Origin of the sequence: Bradyrhizobium sp. (genome assembly GCF_036009065.1) — a bacterium.
In the GTDB taxonomy this organism is placed as follows: Bacteria; Pseudomonadota; Alphaproteobacteria; order Rhizobiales; family Xanthobacteraceae; genus Bradyrhizobium.
Genome location: NZ_DASYMN010000217.1, coordinates 1 through 15,299 on the forward strand (window position 1 = coordinate 1; position 15,299 = coordinate 15,299).

Below are 15,299 nucleotides of genomic sequence, written 5' to 3' on the forward strand. Positions count from 1 at the left end.
TGGAATATCGCCGCCAGGAAGCCGAATTGCTGTTCCGCCGGATCGGCATCACCTTTGCCGTGTATGGCGACGCGGAAGCCCAGGAACGGCTGATCCCCTTCGACGTGATCCCGCGGATATTCTCCGCCAAGGAATGGGTGCTGCTGGAAAAGGGCCTGAAGCAGCGGGTCCGCGCGCTCAACATGTTTTTGCGCGACATCTACCATGGCCGCGACATCCTGCGCGCCAACATCATTCCCGACGACCTGATCTTCCAGAACCCGGTATTCCGCCCCGAAATGAACGGCCAGGACGTGCCGCATGACGTCTATGTCCATATCGCCGGCATCGACATCATCCGCACCGAGCCTGAAAATTTCTTCGTGCTGGAGGACAACGCGCGCACCCCCTCCGGCGTGTCCTACATGCTGGAAAACCGCGAAATCATGATGCGGCTGTTTCCGGACCTGTTCGCCCGGCATCGCGTCGCACCTGTGGAAAAGTATCCGGACGAACTGCTCTCCGCGCTGCGCTCGGTGGCGCCGGTCAGCGCTTCGGCGGAGCCGACCGTGGCCCTGATGACCCCCGGCGTCTACAATTCCGCCTATTACGAGCACTCCTTCCTGGCCGACAAGCTCGGCGTCGAACTGGTGGAGGGCCGCGACCTCATCGTCAAGAACGATGAGGTGTTGATGCGCACCACCGAGGGCCTCAAGCGCGTCGACGTCATCTATCGCCGGGTCGACGACGATTTTCTCGATCCCCTCACCTTCCGCCCGGATTCCGCGCTCGGCGTACCCGGTCTGATGTCGGCCTACATGGCCGGCACCGTTACCCTGGCCAACGCGGTCGGCACCGGGATCGCCGACGACAAGGCGGTCTACAGCTATATGCCGGCGATCGTGAAATTCTATCTCGACGAAGAACCGATCCTGAAAAACGTGCCGACCTGGCGCTGCCGCGAGCCAAAGGATCTGGCCTACGTGCTCGACAACCTCGCCGAACTGGTGGTGAAGGAGGTGCACGGCTCCGGCGGCTACGGCATGCTGATCGGCCCCGCCGCGACCAAGGCCACCATCGAAGCGTTCCGCGATAAACTGAAGCGCGAGCCCGAGGGTTTCATTGCGCAGCCGACACTCGCGCTCTCGACCTGCCCGACCTGCACCGATAAAGGCCTGGCGCCGCGCCATGTCGACCTGCGCCCGTTCGTGCTGACCGGGCGCGACCGCGTCAATATCATTCCGGGCGGGCTGACCCGCGTGGCGCTGAAGGAGGGCTCGCTGGTGGTCAATTCGAGCCAGGGCGGCGGCACCAAGGATACCTGGATTTTGGACGAACTGAGTTAGGCTTGAGAGAGCAACGTCACCGCATGCTGTCGCGCACCGCCGAAAACCTCTACTGGCTGGCCCGCTATGTCGAACGCGCGGAATATCTCGCGCGCACCATCGAGGCGACCCTGCGCGTCACCGCGCTGCCGAACACCTATATCGGCAAGACCAATGAATGGGATTCGGCGCTGCTCACTGCCGGCGTCAGCGCCAGCTTTTACGGCATCTACGATGAGGCCGACGAACGCAACATGGTCGAATACCTGTCGTTCTCGCCGGCCAACCCTTCGTCGATCCGCAACTGCATCGAGAATGCGCGGCTGAATTCCCGCTCGGTCCGCACCGCGCTGACATCCGAGATGTGGGACACCATCAACAGCGCCTGGATTGAATTGCAGGAGGTCTGGGGCAAAGGCACCAAGACCCGCGAAGAGCTCAACAAGTTCCTGCGCTTCGTGCAGGAAATCTCGTTGCGGTTCGACGGCTCGGCGTACCGGACCATGCTGCGCAACGACGCCTACTGGTTCTCGCGGCTCGGGCTGCATCTGGAGCGCGCCGATAACACCGCGCGCATCCTCGATGTGAAGTATCACGTGCTGCTGCCCGAGGAAGAACATGTCGGCGGCCCGTTGGATTACTACCAGTGGACCTCGATCCTGCGCTCGGTCTCGGCATTGACGGCGTATCACTGGGTCTATCGTGAGACGCTGAAACCGTGGCTGATCGCCGACCTCTTGATACTGAACGAGTCGCTGCCGCGCTCGCTGGCGAGTTGCTACAGCAACCTGGTGCGAAATCTCGATCAGATCGGCGTCGCCTATGGCCGCCAGGGCGCCGCCCAGCGCCACGCCCGCGGCGTCCGCAACCGTCTTGAGCACAGCAACATGAACGATATCTTCCAGCACGGCGTGCATGAATTCATCCAGGAATTCATCGGAGACAACGGCAGGCTCGGCGAGATCATCGCCAAGCAGTATTTGATCTGATGGCGGCGACAAAAATAGTATCCGTCATTCCGGGATGCGCCTTTCGGTCGGCGACTGCCGACTTGGGGCGCAGGCGGGGAATCCATACTCACGATGGTGGTTATGGATTCCGGGCTCGCGACCATCAGGCCGCGCTTCGCGCCGACCCATTGCTCACGCCCCGGAATGACGAAAGCGGATTTGCGAGCCGATAGGACAACCATGCGCCTGCGAATTTCACATTCCACCACCTATCGCTACGAGCCGGCCGCCACCGGCGTGATCCAGATCTTGAGGATGACGCCGGGCAGCCACGACGGCCAGTACGTCGCCAACTGGCAGATCGACGTGTCAACCGATTCGCGACTCGACGTACATCAGGACGCGTTCGGCAATGTCACTCACGTGCTGACCTATGGGCCGCTTGCCGATCTCACCATCCATGTCGAAGGCCTGATCGAAACCCACGACACCGGCGGCGTGCTGAGAGGCACTGACGAGCGCTTTCCGCCGAGCCTGTTCCTGCGTTCCTCGTCGCTGACCGAAGTCAACCCGGCGATGGCGGCGTTTGCCCGCGAGCTGCGATCCCAATCCGAGAACGACGTGCTCGGATTCCTGCATGCGCTGATGATGCAGATCAACGAGCATATGACCTTCGATGAAGACCCGACCAACTCCGGCACCTCGGCGGTCGAAGCATTCGCCGGGAAGCGCGGGGTCTGCCAGGACTACGCGCATATCTTCATCGCCTGCGCGCGCTCGGGCGGCGTGCCCGCGCGTTTCGTCGCCGGACACTTTTTGCGCGCCGACGGCATGGTCAACCAGCAAGCCGGACATGCCTGGGCGGAGGCGTTTGTGCCCGCTCTCGGCTGGGTCGGGTTCGATCCCGCCAACGGCATCTGCACTACCGACGCGCACGCCCGCGTCGCGATCGGCCTGGATTACCTCGGCGCCGCCCCGGTACGCGGCACGCGTTACGGCGGCGGCAAGGAGACCCTGACGGTAGCGGTCAAGGTCGATCAGGCCGGGCGGCAGGGCCAGTCGCAATCGCAGTCGTAAGTCGTCATTCCGGGACACGCGTCTTCGCGTGGACCCGGAATCCATAACCCCTGTGTTGGGGTATGGCTGCTGAACGCAAACACAGAGGTTATGGATTCCGGGCTCGCTCGCTCCGCTCGCGCCCCGGAATGACGGAGGATGGTCGGTTTTGGCTCGCATGACGTTCAGAACGGCGGTACAAGAAGACAGACCTCGCGGCGCAGTTGAACTCGCTTGCTGTTGACCGCTGCCTCGTCGTTTTCCGCGTCTGGGAGGACGAAAAATGAGCGTGACGACCATGTCGTCGGAGCGTGATACCTTCAGCGCCCCCGATCGTGCTCCGCTGCTGCATTGGATGATCTTCACCGGGCTTTGCGCATTTGCCGGTGTCTTGCTCTGGCAGTACGGACTCATCCGGTTGATGGTTGCGTCCGATCGCACCTATATTTCCACGATCATCTGCATGCTTTATCTCGCAAGTTCGCTGCACTGCCTGTGGCGAACTCTTGCGATCGCCCGCGAAGCGGATGCAAGCCGCGAGGCTGCTCTCATGCTCTCCAAAAATGCGGCAACCTTGTCCTGGCGAGACGCGCTGCCGCCCGGCCTGGTGTCCGATCATATCCACAACCTCGCCGTAAAGGCCGAAACGCAAGCGTCCGGGCGCGTCGATCAAACCCTGCTGCTGCGATCGCTCGCCGATCGGCTGCGCGGCTCAAACGGTTTCGGCGCATTCGCCAGCGATACGTTGATGAAGCTGGGCCTGCTCGGCACCATTATCGGCTTTATCGTCATGCTCGCGCCGATCGCCGGTTTGGATGCGACGGATCGCGCGATGATGAAATCCTCCATGGGCCTGATGAGCGACGGCATGGCGATCGCGATGTATACGACGCTTGCCGGCCTGGTCGGTTCGATCCTGTTGAAGGTCCAGTACTACATGCTCGACGCGGCGACGGCGCGGGTATTTTCGCAGGCCGTCACATTGACAGAAACCCGCGTCGTTCCCGCGCTGGAACGCGTTCATGAACGATGACTTCGGCCTGTATCCCCGCGAGGAACCGTTCGACCCTTTCAGCGTGATGCTGTTCAAGGCGCTGCAGGTGATCGCCTTCCTGTTTTTTATCGCACTGCTAGCGATCAGACCCGAAGCCACCGATGGCAAGATCGACTCCAAGGCCGAGTTCATCATCACCATGGACTGGCCCGACAATCATCCCGACGATCTCGACATGTTCGTGCAGGATCCCGTCGGCAATATCGCCTGGTATCGCCGGCGTGAGGCCGGTTTCCTGGTGCTTGACCGCGACGATCGCGGCGGCGCGAACGATTTCATCATCGTCAACGGCAAGAAAATCCCCTCGCCGATTCGCGAGGAAATCGTCACCGTCCGCGGAATCCTCCCGGGAGAATATACCATCAACGTCAGCCATTTTCAGGCGCTGACCAGCAAACCCGTCGCAGCGAAGGTCAAGGTGCAGAAACTGAATCCGACCGCGCAGGTCATCTACGACAATGTCATCATGGTCGACCATACCGGCGACGAGAAAACGGCCGTGCGCTTTACGCTCGACGCGGCAGGCAAGGTGATCGACGTCAACAGCCGTCAGAAGTCGTTGATGGAAACGTTTCGCAACGTAAACAGGAACGGTGCGGACCTCGACCCGAAAACCGGCTACGTGAAGAAGCTGTGACAGATTTCGAAACCATCGTTCTCGCTCTGGCGATTGCCTACGCGGTGATCGGCGCGCTGCTGCTTTTGCTGCTGGTTTACGCGCGCTTGCCATGGCCCGCCAAGGCGGCCGCGATCGTGGTGACGAGTTGCTTCTATCTGGTCAGTTTTGTCGGCGCGCGCGGGCTGCTTGGCTGGTCATCGCGCGAGCCGCTTCCGCCCCGCTTCAAATTGCTGCAGGCCCGCATCGTCGAACCTCATTCCCTCGAAGGCGAACCCGGCGCCATCCATCTCTGGGTGGAGGCACTGGCCGAGGACAATCGGCCGAGCGGCGTCCCGCGCGCCTACCGGCTGCCCTATGACGCCAAGCTGGCGGAAAAGACCGAAAAGGCAATCGCTGCAAGCGCCGAGGGGAAGCCGCAAGGCGGCCGCAGTGCCGATTTCGGCACTGGCGAGGGCGGAATAGCAGAAGAAGCAGTCCGTCTGGTGACTCCCTCCACGATTACCACGACGGGCGGGGGCGATCCGTCGACCGGGAGTGCGGTCGATCCCGCCTTCAGGCACGGCGAAAATCAAAGCATCAGCTTTGCACCGTTGCCGGCGCCGCTGATGCCTAAGAAGGACGTGCCTTAGGTCACCGTGTCCCGGGCGCGATGCAGCGCGTAGCCCTTTGCGAAGCGCTGCTTCGCAGAACCGGGACCCCGGTTTCCTCTAATTGCAAGTAACCGGGACCCCGGCTCTGCAGCGCACCGCTCCGCAAAGGGCTACGCGCTGCGCTGCGTCCGGGGAACGACCGCTACTTATCCAGCCAGACCTCCTCGAACCGCAAATTGTTGTACTGGCTGTTATTGTGCGGCTTGAAATTCCTGACATAGGGCTGCCAGCAGTTCCCTGCCGTGCCGAACAGGACGATCGGACGCGCCGCGTCGTCGACAAGGATACGCTCGATGTCCCAGACGATCTTCCTGCGTTTCTCCTTGTCCAGCTCGCTGGACTGCGCGGCGAGCAGCCTGTCTACCTCCGCATTACAGTACTGCGTATAATTGCGTTCCGAGTTGCACGAATAATTCTCGACGATGTTGCCGTCGGGATCATCGACGCTGATGCCGGTCACGTTCAGCCCGATGGTGTAATCCTTCTTCGCCAGCTTGGCATACCATCGCGGCGTGTCGAGAATATCCAGTTCGCCGACGATATGGATTTTCTTGAGCTGGTCGGTCAGAAGCACCGCAGGATCGCGATAGGTCGGAAGATTTCTGGTTTGGATCTTGATCTGCAGCGGTTTGACTTCGCTGTAGCCAAGCTTCTGCATGATCTGTCGGGCTTCCGCGATATTCTTCTCGGTGTCGGGGCCGTATCCGGTCAGCGATGACACCATTTCCGGCGGCATCCCCCACTCGCCCACAGGCTGCGGCAGCATGGCCCCGCCCATTAGCGCCAATCCTTCCATCAGAACCGTGTTGAACGCCTTGCGGTCGATAGCCAGCGACATCGCTTTGCGTATGTCCGCATCATCGAACGGCGGATTGGCGCGGTTCACCAGCAGGTTGATCTGCGTTCCCGTGGGGATCATCTCGCAGATCGCGTTCGGCGCCCGGGCCTTCACGTCCTTCATCAAGGGAACGCTGACATCCGACGGAAAGGTGATGTCGAATTCACCGGTTGCGAAGGCGAGCATTCGCGTCGAACGGCTGTCGATCATCTTGAAAGTGATCTCATCGAGATAAGGCCGGTCCTTTTTCCAGTAGTCGGGATTGCGCACGAGGCGGATCGAGTCCCCGCGTTTGAATTCGGCGAATTTGAATGGCCCCGTGCCAATCGGCCTGGTGCGCATCACCTGTTGCGGAACGTGGCACGGATACACCGCCGAAAATGCACTCGCGAGCAAGACCGGCAGACTGGGTTGCGGCTCGCTCAAGTCGAAGGTGACTTCGAAATCGCCATTGACCGTGACATCCTGCAGTTTCGTGTACCAGACGCGGCGCGGGTTCCTGCGAAAATCCTGCACGTCGCTCTTGCCGATCAGCATTCTCCAGGTGCACTGCACATCCTTTGCCGTGAACGGCTTGCCATCGTGCCACTTCACGCCCTGCCGCAACTTGAAGGTCAGTTTTGTGTTCGCAGCGTCCCACGACCAGCTTTCCGCCAGATCCGGGATCACCGTTTCGATGCTTTCGTGGACTTTTGAGGGATCGAAAACCACGAGGTTGTTGAAAACGGCCGCAAACGGCGTCACCGACGCGATGGTCGATTCCTCGAGCAATGAGGCGCTGGGTGGATTGTCGTTGTGATATAGTCGAAGGATGCCGCCGCTTTTTTGTGCGGCTGCCGGCGTTGCGGCTAGTAAGGCAACAGCCAGCAGCGCGATGGACATGGCTTTTGACCCGTCCGGCAATCGATTGGCGCGCACTTCACCCTCCCAAAGTTTTTATTTTTATAGAGGCGCCTCCGCACGGGTGCAATGCGCCACGGTGAAGAGTTCAATGCTCGCATTGCCGGTAATTCGACGCCTCGCACGCTTTCGCCATTGCTTCGGATTCTAAAATTTCCTGCGCCGTCATCGTTCGTGACACCTCGCGTAGCTCGGCCTCGGCGCCGGCCTCGCCCCGTTTCGCCGCAAAGCTGAACCACATATGCGCGCGCGCCGGATTTTTCGGCACGCCCTCCCCTTTGCGGAACATGATTCCGAGCACGTTCTGCGCCTTGGCGTTGCCCTGCTCGGCCAGCGTGCGAAACACCCGGATCGCCGGCACGTAATCGCCGCGGTTATAGGCGGCCATGCCGTCTTCCCAGGGGCCGGCGAAGGCTGCGAGAGCGCCCACCAGCTGCGCGGCCAAAATTGTGCCGCCGACGATCGTTCGTTTCCTCATGCGCTGCCCGCTTGAAAATTCGACGCATCGTTGTTTACCCGCTTGGCAATTTCAGCGCCACCGCAGAATCGTGCTGTTCGCCCGGCATGAATGCCCAAACGGGGTTGGACGCCTCTGCAAAATTCGCTAGTAGAGTGACGCCGATCATCTCCAATCGGGCTTTTGGGACCGGGCATGACCTATTGTTGCGGAATTCTGGTCAAGGAAGGTCTGGTGATGATCGCCGACACCCGCACCAATGCCGGCCTCGACAACGTCTCCACCTTCCGCAAGCTCCACGTCTTCTTCAAGCCGGGCGAGCGCATCATGGCGATCGCCAGCGCCGGCAACCTGTCGATCAGCCAGTCGGTGCTCTCGACCCTGACCGAAGGCCTCGAAGACCCCACCACCGGCGACATCGATACGCTGATGAACGCGCCGACGATGTTTCAGGCCGCCCAGCGCATCGGCCGCGCGATCCGCAGCGTGCATGCCACCGAGGGCGCCGCGCTGGAATCCGAAGACATCAATTTCGACGTGTCGTTCCTGTTCGGCGGCCAGATCAAGGGCTCGCGGATGCGGCTGTTCATGGTCTATCCCGCCGGCAACTTCATCGAATGCACCGTCGATACGCCTTATCTGCAGATCGGCGAGCATAAATACGGCAAGCCGGTGCTCGACCGCGCCATGCATTACGACGTCGATCTCTACGAAGCGCTCAAATCCGGGCTGATCTCGATGGATTCGACAATGCGCTCCAACCTCGGCGTCGGCCTGCCGATCGACGTACTGGTGGTACGGTCCGACACCTGCGACGCCGACCTCAATCACCGCATCGAGGCGGGCGAGCCTTATTTCCACGATCTGCGATCGCGCTGGTCGGCGGCGCTCCGCGCGGCGCACCAGAACATCCCGCGGCCGCCCTACAAGAAGGAAGCGTAGGATGGGTTGAGCTCTTGCGAAACCCATCACACCAAGCGTCTGAGATGATGGGTTTCGCAAGAGCTCAACCCATCCTACAAATCAGGCCGGCAGCAATTGCTAACTCGTATAATCAACAAGGTGGAAACAAAATGCCAGACGCAGCAGAAAAGATCGCAATCGTCACCGGTGCCGGCACCGGCGTGGGCCGCGCCGCCTCGCTGGCGCTGATGGCGGCCGGCTTCACCGTGGTGCTCGCCGGGCGGCGCATGGAGAAGCTGGAAGAAACCCGGCAGCTCGGCGACAACGTCGGCAAGAGCCTGCCCGTCACCGCTGACATGGCCGACCCGGGATCGATCGCGGCCTTGTTTGCAAAGGTGATGGAGGTCTATGGCCGGCTCGACGTGCTGTTCAATAATGCCGGCATGGGCGCGCCGCCGGTGCCGTTCGAGGACCTGCCGCTCGCGACCTGGCAGGCGGTGGTGAACACCAACCTCACCGCGCCGTTTTTGTGCACCCAGCATGCCTTCCGCATCATGAAGGACCAGACCCCGCGCGGCGGCCGCATCATCAACAACGGCTCGATCTCGGCGCACGCGCCGCGGCCCTTCTCATCGCCCTATACCTCCACCAAGCACGGCATTACCGGCCTGACCAAGGCGAGCAATCTCGACGGCCGCGCCTACGACATCGCGGTCGGCCAGATCGACATCGGCAATGCCGCTACCCCGATGACCGATCGCATGGTCGACGGCGTGCTGCAGCCGGACGGCCGCAAGATTCCCGAGCCGCGCATGGACGCCAAGGCGGTCGGCGATGCGGTCGCCTACATGGCGAGCCTGCCGCTCGACGCCAACGTGCTGTTCATGACGGTGATGGCCAGCAAGATGCCGTTCGTCGGGCGGGGGTGAGCGCAACACACACTGGCGTCGTCCCCGCGACGGCGGGGACCCATAACCCCTGGCGTTTGTGATCGCACAGGGCCTTGCAACGCTGTCCCTTGAACTGAAACGACACGGCGTATGGGCCCCGCCTTCGCGGGGACGACGCGTGGATAGGGCAACATGCAGCAACTGCAATCGGCGCTCGGCGTGTTCGCGTTGCTCGCGATCGCGTGGGCGATCAGCGAGAACCGCGGCGCGGTGTCGCCGAGGCAGGCGGCGATCGGCCTCGCCGTCACCTTCCTGACCGCGCTCGTGCTGATAAAACTGCCCCTCGTCGCGCACGCCTTTTCCGTCATCAACGGCGCCGTCGGCGCGATTTCGTCCGCCTCGCGCGCGGGCACGGCCTTCGTGTTCGGCTATCTCGGCGGCGGCGCGCTGCCGTTCGACCTCAAGGCGCCCGGCGCGGATTTCATCCTGGCGTTTCAGGCGCTTCCGGTGATGCTGGTGATGAGCGTGCTCACCACGCTGCTGTTCTACTGGCGCATCCTGCCGCCGATCGTACGCGGCATGGCGTGGCTGCTGGAACGCACGCTCGGCATCGGCGGCGCGGTCGGGCTGTCCACCGCCGCCAATATTTTTCTCGGCATGGTGGAAGCGCCGCTGTTCATCCGGCCGTATCTGGCGCAACTCACGCGCAGTGAACTGTTCCTGGTGATGACAGGCGGCATGGCGGGGATCGCCGGCACCGTGCTGGTGCTGTACGCCACGCTGCTGGCGCCGCTGATCCCGGATGCCGCCGCGCATTTCGTGATCGCGTCGGTGCTGGCAGCGCCGGCGGCGATCCTGATCAGCCTGATCATGGTGCCGGAGACATCAGGCAAACGCAGCAGCGGCGCCTTGGACGATCCGGACAACCACGCATCGAGCACCATGGATGCCATCGTCAAGGGCACCACTGCCGGGCTCGAACTGCTGCTCAACGTCGTCGCGATGCTGATCGTGCTGGTGGCGCTGGTGTATCTCGCCAATGCGATGCTCGGCCTGTTGCCGAATCTCGGCGGCGCCGCGATCTCGCTGCAGCGCCTGCTCGGATACGCCATGGCGCCGGTGTGCTGGCTGATGGGCGTGCCGTGGAGCCAGGCGATCACCGCAGGAAGCCTGATGGGCATCAAGACCGTGCTGAACGAATTGATCGCCTATGTGGAGCTTGCAAAACTCGGTCCCGACGCGCTCGATGCGCGCTCGAAACTGATCATGCTGTATGCGATGTGCGGCTTTGCAAATTTCGGCAGCCTCGGCATCATGATCGGCGGCCTCGGCACCATGGCGCCGGAACGGCGCGGCGAGATCAATGCACTCGGATTGAAGTCGATCGTGTCGGGCACGCTGGTGACGTGCCTGATGGGCGCGATCGTCGGGGTGCTGACCTGACTGCGTCATACGCGGGCTTGACCCGCGTATCCATCCATCTTCGCAAGAGTCCTTTTTAGAAGATGGATCACCGGGTCAAGCCCGGTGATGACGCTCGTGGAAAATGTTACGGCTTATCTAGATTCAAGGTAGCCGCGAGCCTCGTAACTACATACTCCGACCCCTCCGCCGTCAGATGCGCGTGGTCCCAGGCCAGCGGAATGTCCTCGCCGATCGTCAGCGGACATTGCCGCGCCGGGCAGATCGCATTGACCACCGACACATAAGAGAATTTTTCTCGCGACGGCAGCGCCGTCCGCATCCGGGCGTCGAGCGCGAAAATGTCCGGCAGCACAAAATCGTCGGTGCGCAATTCGGCGCCCCTGAGCTGCGCCCGCATCAGCATCGCAGGCAACCGGCTCCTGAACTGCGCGGGTGGTCCGAGCAGCGCCACGGCAATGCCTGACGCATGGAGCCGCGCAATGGTCTGCTTGAGATCGGCGATCATGCCGTCGAAACGCGGCGGCCGCGCATATTCGAGCCAATCCGCGGAGATGATGACGAGATCGGGTTTGGCGCTCTGAAAGAAGGAGTCCAGTCGCGCGGCAAAAGCTTTGCACGATGCGACGCCTTGCGACGCCGCGTTCAGGGTCGGCATGCACGCCGCCTGCGTGGCCTGCAGGACGTTCACGGCTTTCAGATCCGTAACCTTGCTGAGGCCCGGAAAGTATTGCGCGGCGTAGCTGTCGCCCCACAGCAGCACGTTGGTCTTGCCGGGTGCCAGCTCGAGGCATTTTTCGTCGAACGTGGCCCAGCTTTGCGTAAAACAGCTGCCGGATCGATACAGCGGCTGATAGGCGTAGCTGTTGTAGGATTCAAGCTGCGACGCGCTGCGGTCGGCCTCCGACGGATTTTGACTGGCGAGGATGCCGGCGATACTCGCGACCAAAAGCACCGCCGTGCTGATTCCGGCGATGCGGAACGCGGCGCGGCGCGTCGGCGCCAGCGGGCCGCGGCGAAAGGGCTGTTCGACAAACCGCCACGACAGATACGAGATCGCGACCGTAGCCAAGAACAGCGCGATCTTGTCAGACGGATCAAGCACCAGGCTGCTTTTGGAAAATCGCGCAAAGGCGAACAGCGGCCAGTGCCAGAGATACAGCGAATAGGAAATCTGGCCGAAGAATTTTACGACGTTAAGGGGTGAAAACCGGCTTCGCGGAAGCGTCGGCACGCCGATGCCGCTCCAGATGAACATCGCAGCTCCGATACACGGCAGCAGCGCGTTGATGCCGGGAAAGCCCGGGCCCTGGCGCAGCGAAAATATCGGAATCGCCAGCAGCACCAGGGCAACCGCGCGCGCGACCTGCCGCGCGCGCACATTCCGCGGCACCGGAAAGCCCTCGACCGCGATGATGCCGCCGATCAGAAATTCCCACGCCCGCGGCGGGCTCATGAAGAACGCGGTGGCGGAACGGTCCGTCTTCATCAGCCAGACGCACAGTGCAAAGGAAGCAACGCTGAGCGCGACCAGCGCAACGGGCAAGCGCAGCCGCCCGCCCCGCTTGTGTCGCAGCAGCGCCCACAGCAGCAGCGGCAGCGCCAGATAAAACTGCTCTTCGACGGCGAGCGACCAGGTATGCAGCAGCGGCTTCTCCACCGCCGCGTGGTCGAAATAGCCGGTCTGAAGCCAGAAGAAGAAGTTCGAGGTGAAGGTCACGACCGCCGCGACGGAGCGGAAAAATTCCAGGCGTTCGGAGGTCAAGAGATAATGCAGCGACGGAATGGCGGTCAGCGCCACCATGGCGTACAGCGCGGGCAACAGGCGGCGCGCCCGGCGCTCGTAAAACCGCAGAAACGAAAACCTGCCGCTCTTCACTTCCGACTGGATGATCCCGGTGATCAGATATCCGGAAATGACGAAGAAGATATCGACGCCGACAAAGCCGCCGAACACCGCCGGCGCCTCGAAGTGAAACGCCACCACCGCAAGCACGGCGATGGCGCGCAGCCAGTCGATGTCCTCGCGATACGCGCGCGTCACCTTCCGTCGTCCCCGCGCCCGCGTCGTCCCCGCGAAGGCGGGGACCCATAACCACCGCCGCTCGAGCATGATGGCTTTAAGTCGAGCGACGGACTCTCCTTGACCTCTCCCCGCAGGGGAGAGGTCGAAGCCGGAGCGCAGCGCAGGCTTCGGGTGAGGGGTCTCTCCGCGCGCACTGGACTCGCCGAGAAACCCCTCACCCGGATTGCATCTGAAGATGCAATCCGACCTCTCCCCTGCGGGGAGAGGTGACCTGAACGCTGAATCCGATTCGACTTCAATTCATCACGCTTCAGAGATTGGTGTCCAGCACTTCCCCAAAGATGAGAGGGCACGGCGTATGGGTCCCGGCCTTCGCCGGGACGACATAACTTGAAGTCCCTGATTCACGTGGCGAGTTCGACCGTCTTGAACTCCGCCGGCAGGATCACTTCCAAGAGTTCGCAATTGTCGGAATAATCCAGAATGAGATGTTTTATGCGCGGCGGCTGGGTCCAGCAGCTGCCTTCCTTCATCAAGGTCTCGCCCTGCCCTTCCAGGTAGGTTTTGACCCAGCCTTTCAGGACATAGACCATCTGGAATTCGATATCGTGGAAATGCAGTTTTGAGACCTCCGCCGGATTGCATGGCCCGATCAGGCGGATCACATGCGCCTGCGCCAGGCCATCGGTCGCGCCGGCGATGCCGAGGTCGCGATAATGCGCGTAGGTGCGCAGGCCGTTCGGCGCAAAATCCTGGTCGCGATAGTGGCTAATGGCGACGCGCTGCTTCGGACGGCGCGGCTTTGCAACCGGCATCGCCCGTGCTTTTACCTCCAGCGGCTTGCGCGATGTAGATTTGGCTGACGGTTTGGTCGCGGGCGATTTTTTCTGCGCGGGGGTGCGTGCCGCGGCCCTTGATGTCGGCTTCTGCTTCGCCATTCGTGCCTCCCTTTCCGTTTTGTGCGGAAAGGTTAGCACAGTTCTCAGTGCAGCCGGAACACGCCAGCGACGGCGCGCAGTTCGGCCGGCTTGATCAGCTTGGAATGGGCAACGGTGACAGCGAACAGCGGACCGTCGAGCGATTTTTCCCAGAAGGCGAGAAAATCCCGCAGCGCCGGGAATTTGGGAAATAGATCATAATTCTGCCAGACGTAGGTTTGCAGCAGCGAGGGATGATCCGGCATGCGATACAGAATTTGCGCCGTCGTCAGCCCATAACCCAGCACCTGTTTCCGGAAATCCCCGGAAACCCCAACCCGCGAGACCATGCCAACCTCCATTGCTGGAGCGCATCCGCGACAGTGGCCCGACCGAGAGCCACTCGGTGGAAAATGCGCTCACATGAGACAAATGTGACGCACGCTACCAACCCATCACAAGCCTAAAAGTTTAATAATGTGTTGATATTTCGTGCATTGGCAGCGACTTACCGCAAGTGCTAACAGAACTCCCGCCCCGATTAATGATACTTAACGAAATTGGCAGCCGTCATATTCGAGTGCCAATTTTTCTGCTACCAGGGCTTGCCCCCCGGACAACTCTGGCTTATGTCCATCTCGGTTGCGCTAGCACTCGCTGGTCGCGACTGCCAAAATTCCCGAAACTGCAAACATCTTCAGAAACTTAGGAGGACTGCATGAAATTCCGTCCGCTTCACGACCGCGTCGTGGTCAAGCGTATCGACGCCGAAGAGAAGACTGCTGGCGGCATCATCATCCCGGACAGCGCCAAGGAAAAGCCCTCGCAGGGCGAAATCACCGCCGTAGGCCCGGGCGGCCGCGACGAATCCGGCAAGCTCATTCCGATCGATCTCAAGGTTGGCGACCGCGTGCTGTTCGGCAAATGGTCCGGCACCGAGGTCAAGCTCGATGGCCAGGAACTGCTGATCATGAAGGAAAGCGACATCATGGGCGTTCTCACCGACGTTCCCGCCGCCAAGAAGAAGGCCGCTTAAGTTCACGCCGCCCTCACCCTGAGGAGCCGGCGCAGCCGGCGTCTCGAAGGGTGAACAACCAAACTCATCATCCTTCGAGACGCGGCGCTTCGCACCGCTCCTCAGGATGAGGTCCAGAAAATCTCACAGGAACGGAAAACATGGCTAGTAAAGAAGTCAAATTCGGCGTCGATGCCCGCGATCGCATGCTGCGCGGCGTCGACATTCTCAACAACGCGGTGAAGGTCACGCTCGGCCCCAAGGGCCGCAACGTCGTGCTCGACAAGTCGTTCGGCGC

15 protein-coding genes are annotated in these 15,299 nt (G+C 61.6%); 10 read left to right on the forward strand and 5 right to left on the reverse strand.

Annotated elements, in window-relative coordinates; translation table 11 throughout:
* The 6 genes from VGP39_RS13265 to VGP39_RS13290 all read left to right on the forward strand — a co-directional run.
* Nucleotides 1–1,325 (forward strand): circularly permuted type 2 ATP-grasp protein (locus VGP39_RS13265; protein WP_327568560.1); only part of this gene is annotated, 1,325 nt, incomplete at its 5' end.
* 23 nt (nucleotides 1,326–1,348) lie between these two features.
* A complete protein-coding gene (locus VGP39_RS13270) occupies nucleotides 1,349–2,293 on the forward strand; it encodes an alpha-E domain-containing protein (RefSeq protein ID WP_327568574.1) in 945 nt (314 codons plus the stop codon).
* A 201-nt stretch (nucleotides 2,294–2,494) separates the two neighbouring features.
* Nucleotides 2,495–3,331, forward strand: a complete 837-nt coding sequence (locus tag VGP39_RS13275) for a transglutaminase family protein (RefSeq protein ID WP_327568561.1) — start codon at nucleotides 2,495–2,497, stop codon at nucleotides 3,329–3,331.
* Between the two features lie 262 nt (nucleotides 3,332–3,593).
* Complete coding sequence (locus tag VGP39_RS13280) at nucleotides 3,594–4,343, forward strand: MotA/TolQ/ExbB proton channel family protein (protein WP_327568562.1); 750 nt, start codon at nucleotides 3,594–3,596, stop codon at nucleotides 4,341–4,343.
* On the forward strand, nucleotides 4,333–5,001 hold the full coding sequence (locus tag VGP39_RS13285) for a hypothetical protein (protein ID WP_327568563.1): 669 nt from the start codon (nucleotides 4,333–4,335) through the stop codon (nucleotides 4,999–5,001). Before VGP39_RS13280 ends, VGP39_RS13285 begins: the two co-directional genes overlap by 11 nt.
* Nucleotides 4,998–5,612, forward strand: coding sequence for a hypothetical protein (locus VGP39_RS13290; protein WP_327568564.1), 615 nt, complete (start codon nucleotides 4,998–5,000; stop codon nucleotides 5,610–5,612). The genes VGP39_RS13285 and VGP39_RS13290 overlap by 4 nt, the downstream gene beginning before the upstream one ends.
* A 163-nt stretch (nucleotides 5,613–5,775) precedes the next feature.
* Here the strand turns inward: VGP39_RS13290 and VGP39_RS13295 are convergent, their stop codons facing one another.
* Together VGP39_RS13295 and VGP39_RS13300 are read right to left on the reverse strand one after the other, a co-directional pair.
* Nucleotides 5,776–7,353: an ABC transporter substrate-binding protein gene (locus VGP39_RS13295; protein WP_327568565.1), complete on the reverse strand. Its 1,578-nt coding sequence runs from the start codon at nucleotides 7,351–7,353 to the stop codon at nucleotides 5,776–5,778.
* 106 nt (nucleotides 7,354–7,459) lie between these two features.
* Nucleotides 7,460–7,849, reverse strand: coding sequence for a hypothetical protein (locus VGP39_RS13300; RefSeq protein ID WP_327568566.1), 390 nt, complete (start codon nucleotides 7,847–7,849; stop codon nucleotides 7,460–7,462).
* A 174-nt stretch (nucleotides 7,850–8,023) separates the two neighbouring features.
* On the opposite strand from VGP39_RS13300, the gene VGP39_RS13305 reads away from it, so the two are divergent.
* From VGP39_RS13305 to VGP39_RS13315, 3 genes are all read left to right on the forward strand, one after another.
* The gene (locus tag VGP39_RS13305; RefSeq protein WP_327568567.1) at nucleotides 8,024–8,770 is read left to right on the forward strand and encodes a proteasome-type protease; all 747 of its coding nucleotides are present in this window, start codon (nucleotides 8,024–8,026) and stop codon (nucleotides 8,768–8,770) included.
* Nucleotides 8,771–8,901: 131 nt separating this feature from the next.
* Entirely contained in the window at nucleotides 8,902–9,660 is a 759-nt protein-coding gene (locus VGP39_RS13310) for an SDR family oxidoreductase (RefSeq protein WP_327568568.1), read from the forward strand.
* A gap of 153 nt (nucleotides 9,661–9,813) precedes the next feature.
* The gene (locus VGP39_RS13315; RefSeq protein ID WP_327568569.1) at nucleotides 9,814–11,064 is read left to right on the forward strand and encodes a NupC/NupG family nucleoside CNT transporter; all 1,251 of its coding nucleotides are present in this window, start codon (nucleotides 9,814–9,816) and stop codon (nucleotides 11,062–11,064) included.
* Nucleotides 11,065–11,170: 106 nt separating this feature from the next.
* On the opposite strand, the gene VGP39_RS13320 is transcribed toward VGP39_RS13315, so the two are convergent.
* The 3 genes from VGP39_RS13320 to VGP39_RS13330 form a co-directional block, all read right to left on the reverse strand.
* Entirely contained in the window at nucleotides 11,171–13,087 is a 1,917-nt protein-coding gene (locus tag VGP39_RS13320; protein ID WP_327568570.1) for an acyltransferase family protein, read from the reverse strand.
* A gap of 386 nt (nucleotides 13,088–13,473) precedes the next feature.
* Nucleotides 13,474–14,007, reverse strand: a complete 534-nt coding sequence (locus tag VGP39_RS13325; protein ID WP_327568571.1) for a cupin — start codon at nucleotides 14,005–14,007, stop codon at nucleotides 13,474–13,476.
* A gap of 44 nt (nucleotides 14,008–14,051) precedes the next feature.
* On the reverse strand, nucleotides 14,052–14,336 hold the full coding sequence (locus VGP39_RS13330; protein WP_327568572.1) for an usg protein: 285 nt from the start codon (nucleotides 14,334–14,336) through the stop codon (nucleotides 14,052–14,054).
* Between the two features lie 368 nt (nucleotides 14,337–14,704).
* Here VGP39_RS13330 and VGP39_RS13335 point away from each other — a divergent pair, with 368 nt between their 5' ends.
* Nucleotides 14,705–15,022, forward strand: a complete 318-nt coding sequence (locus tag VGP39_RS13335; RefSeq protein WP_327568573.1) for a co-chaperone GroES — start codon at nucleotides 14,705–14,707, stop codon at nucleotides 15,020–15,022.
* Nucleotides 15,023–15,299: the final 277 nt, after the last annotated feature.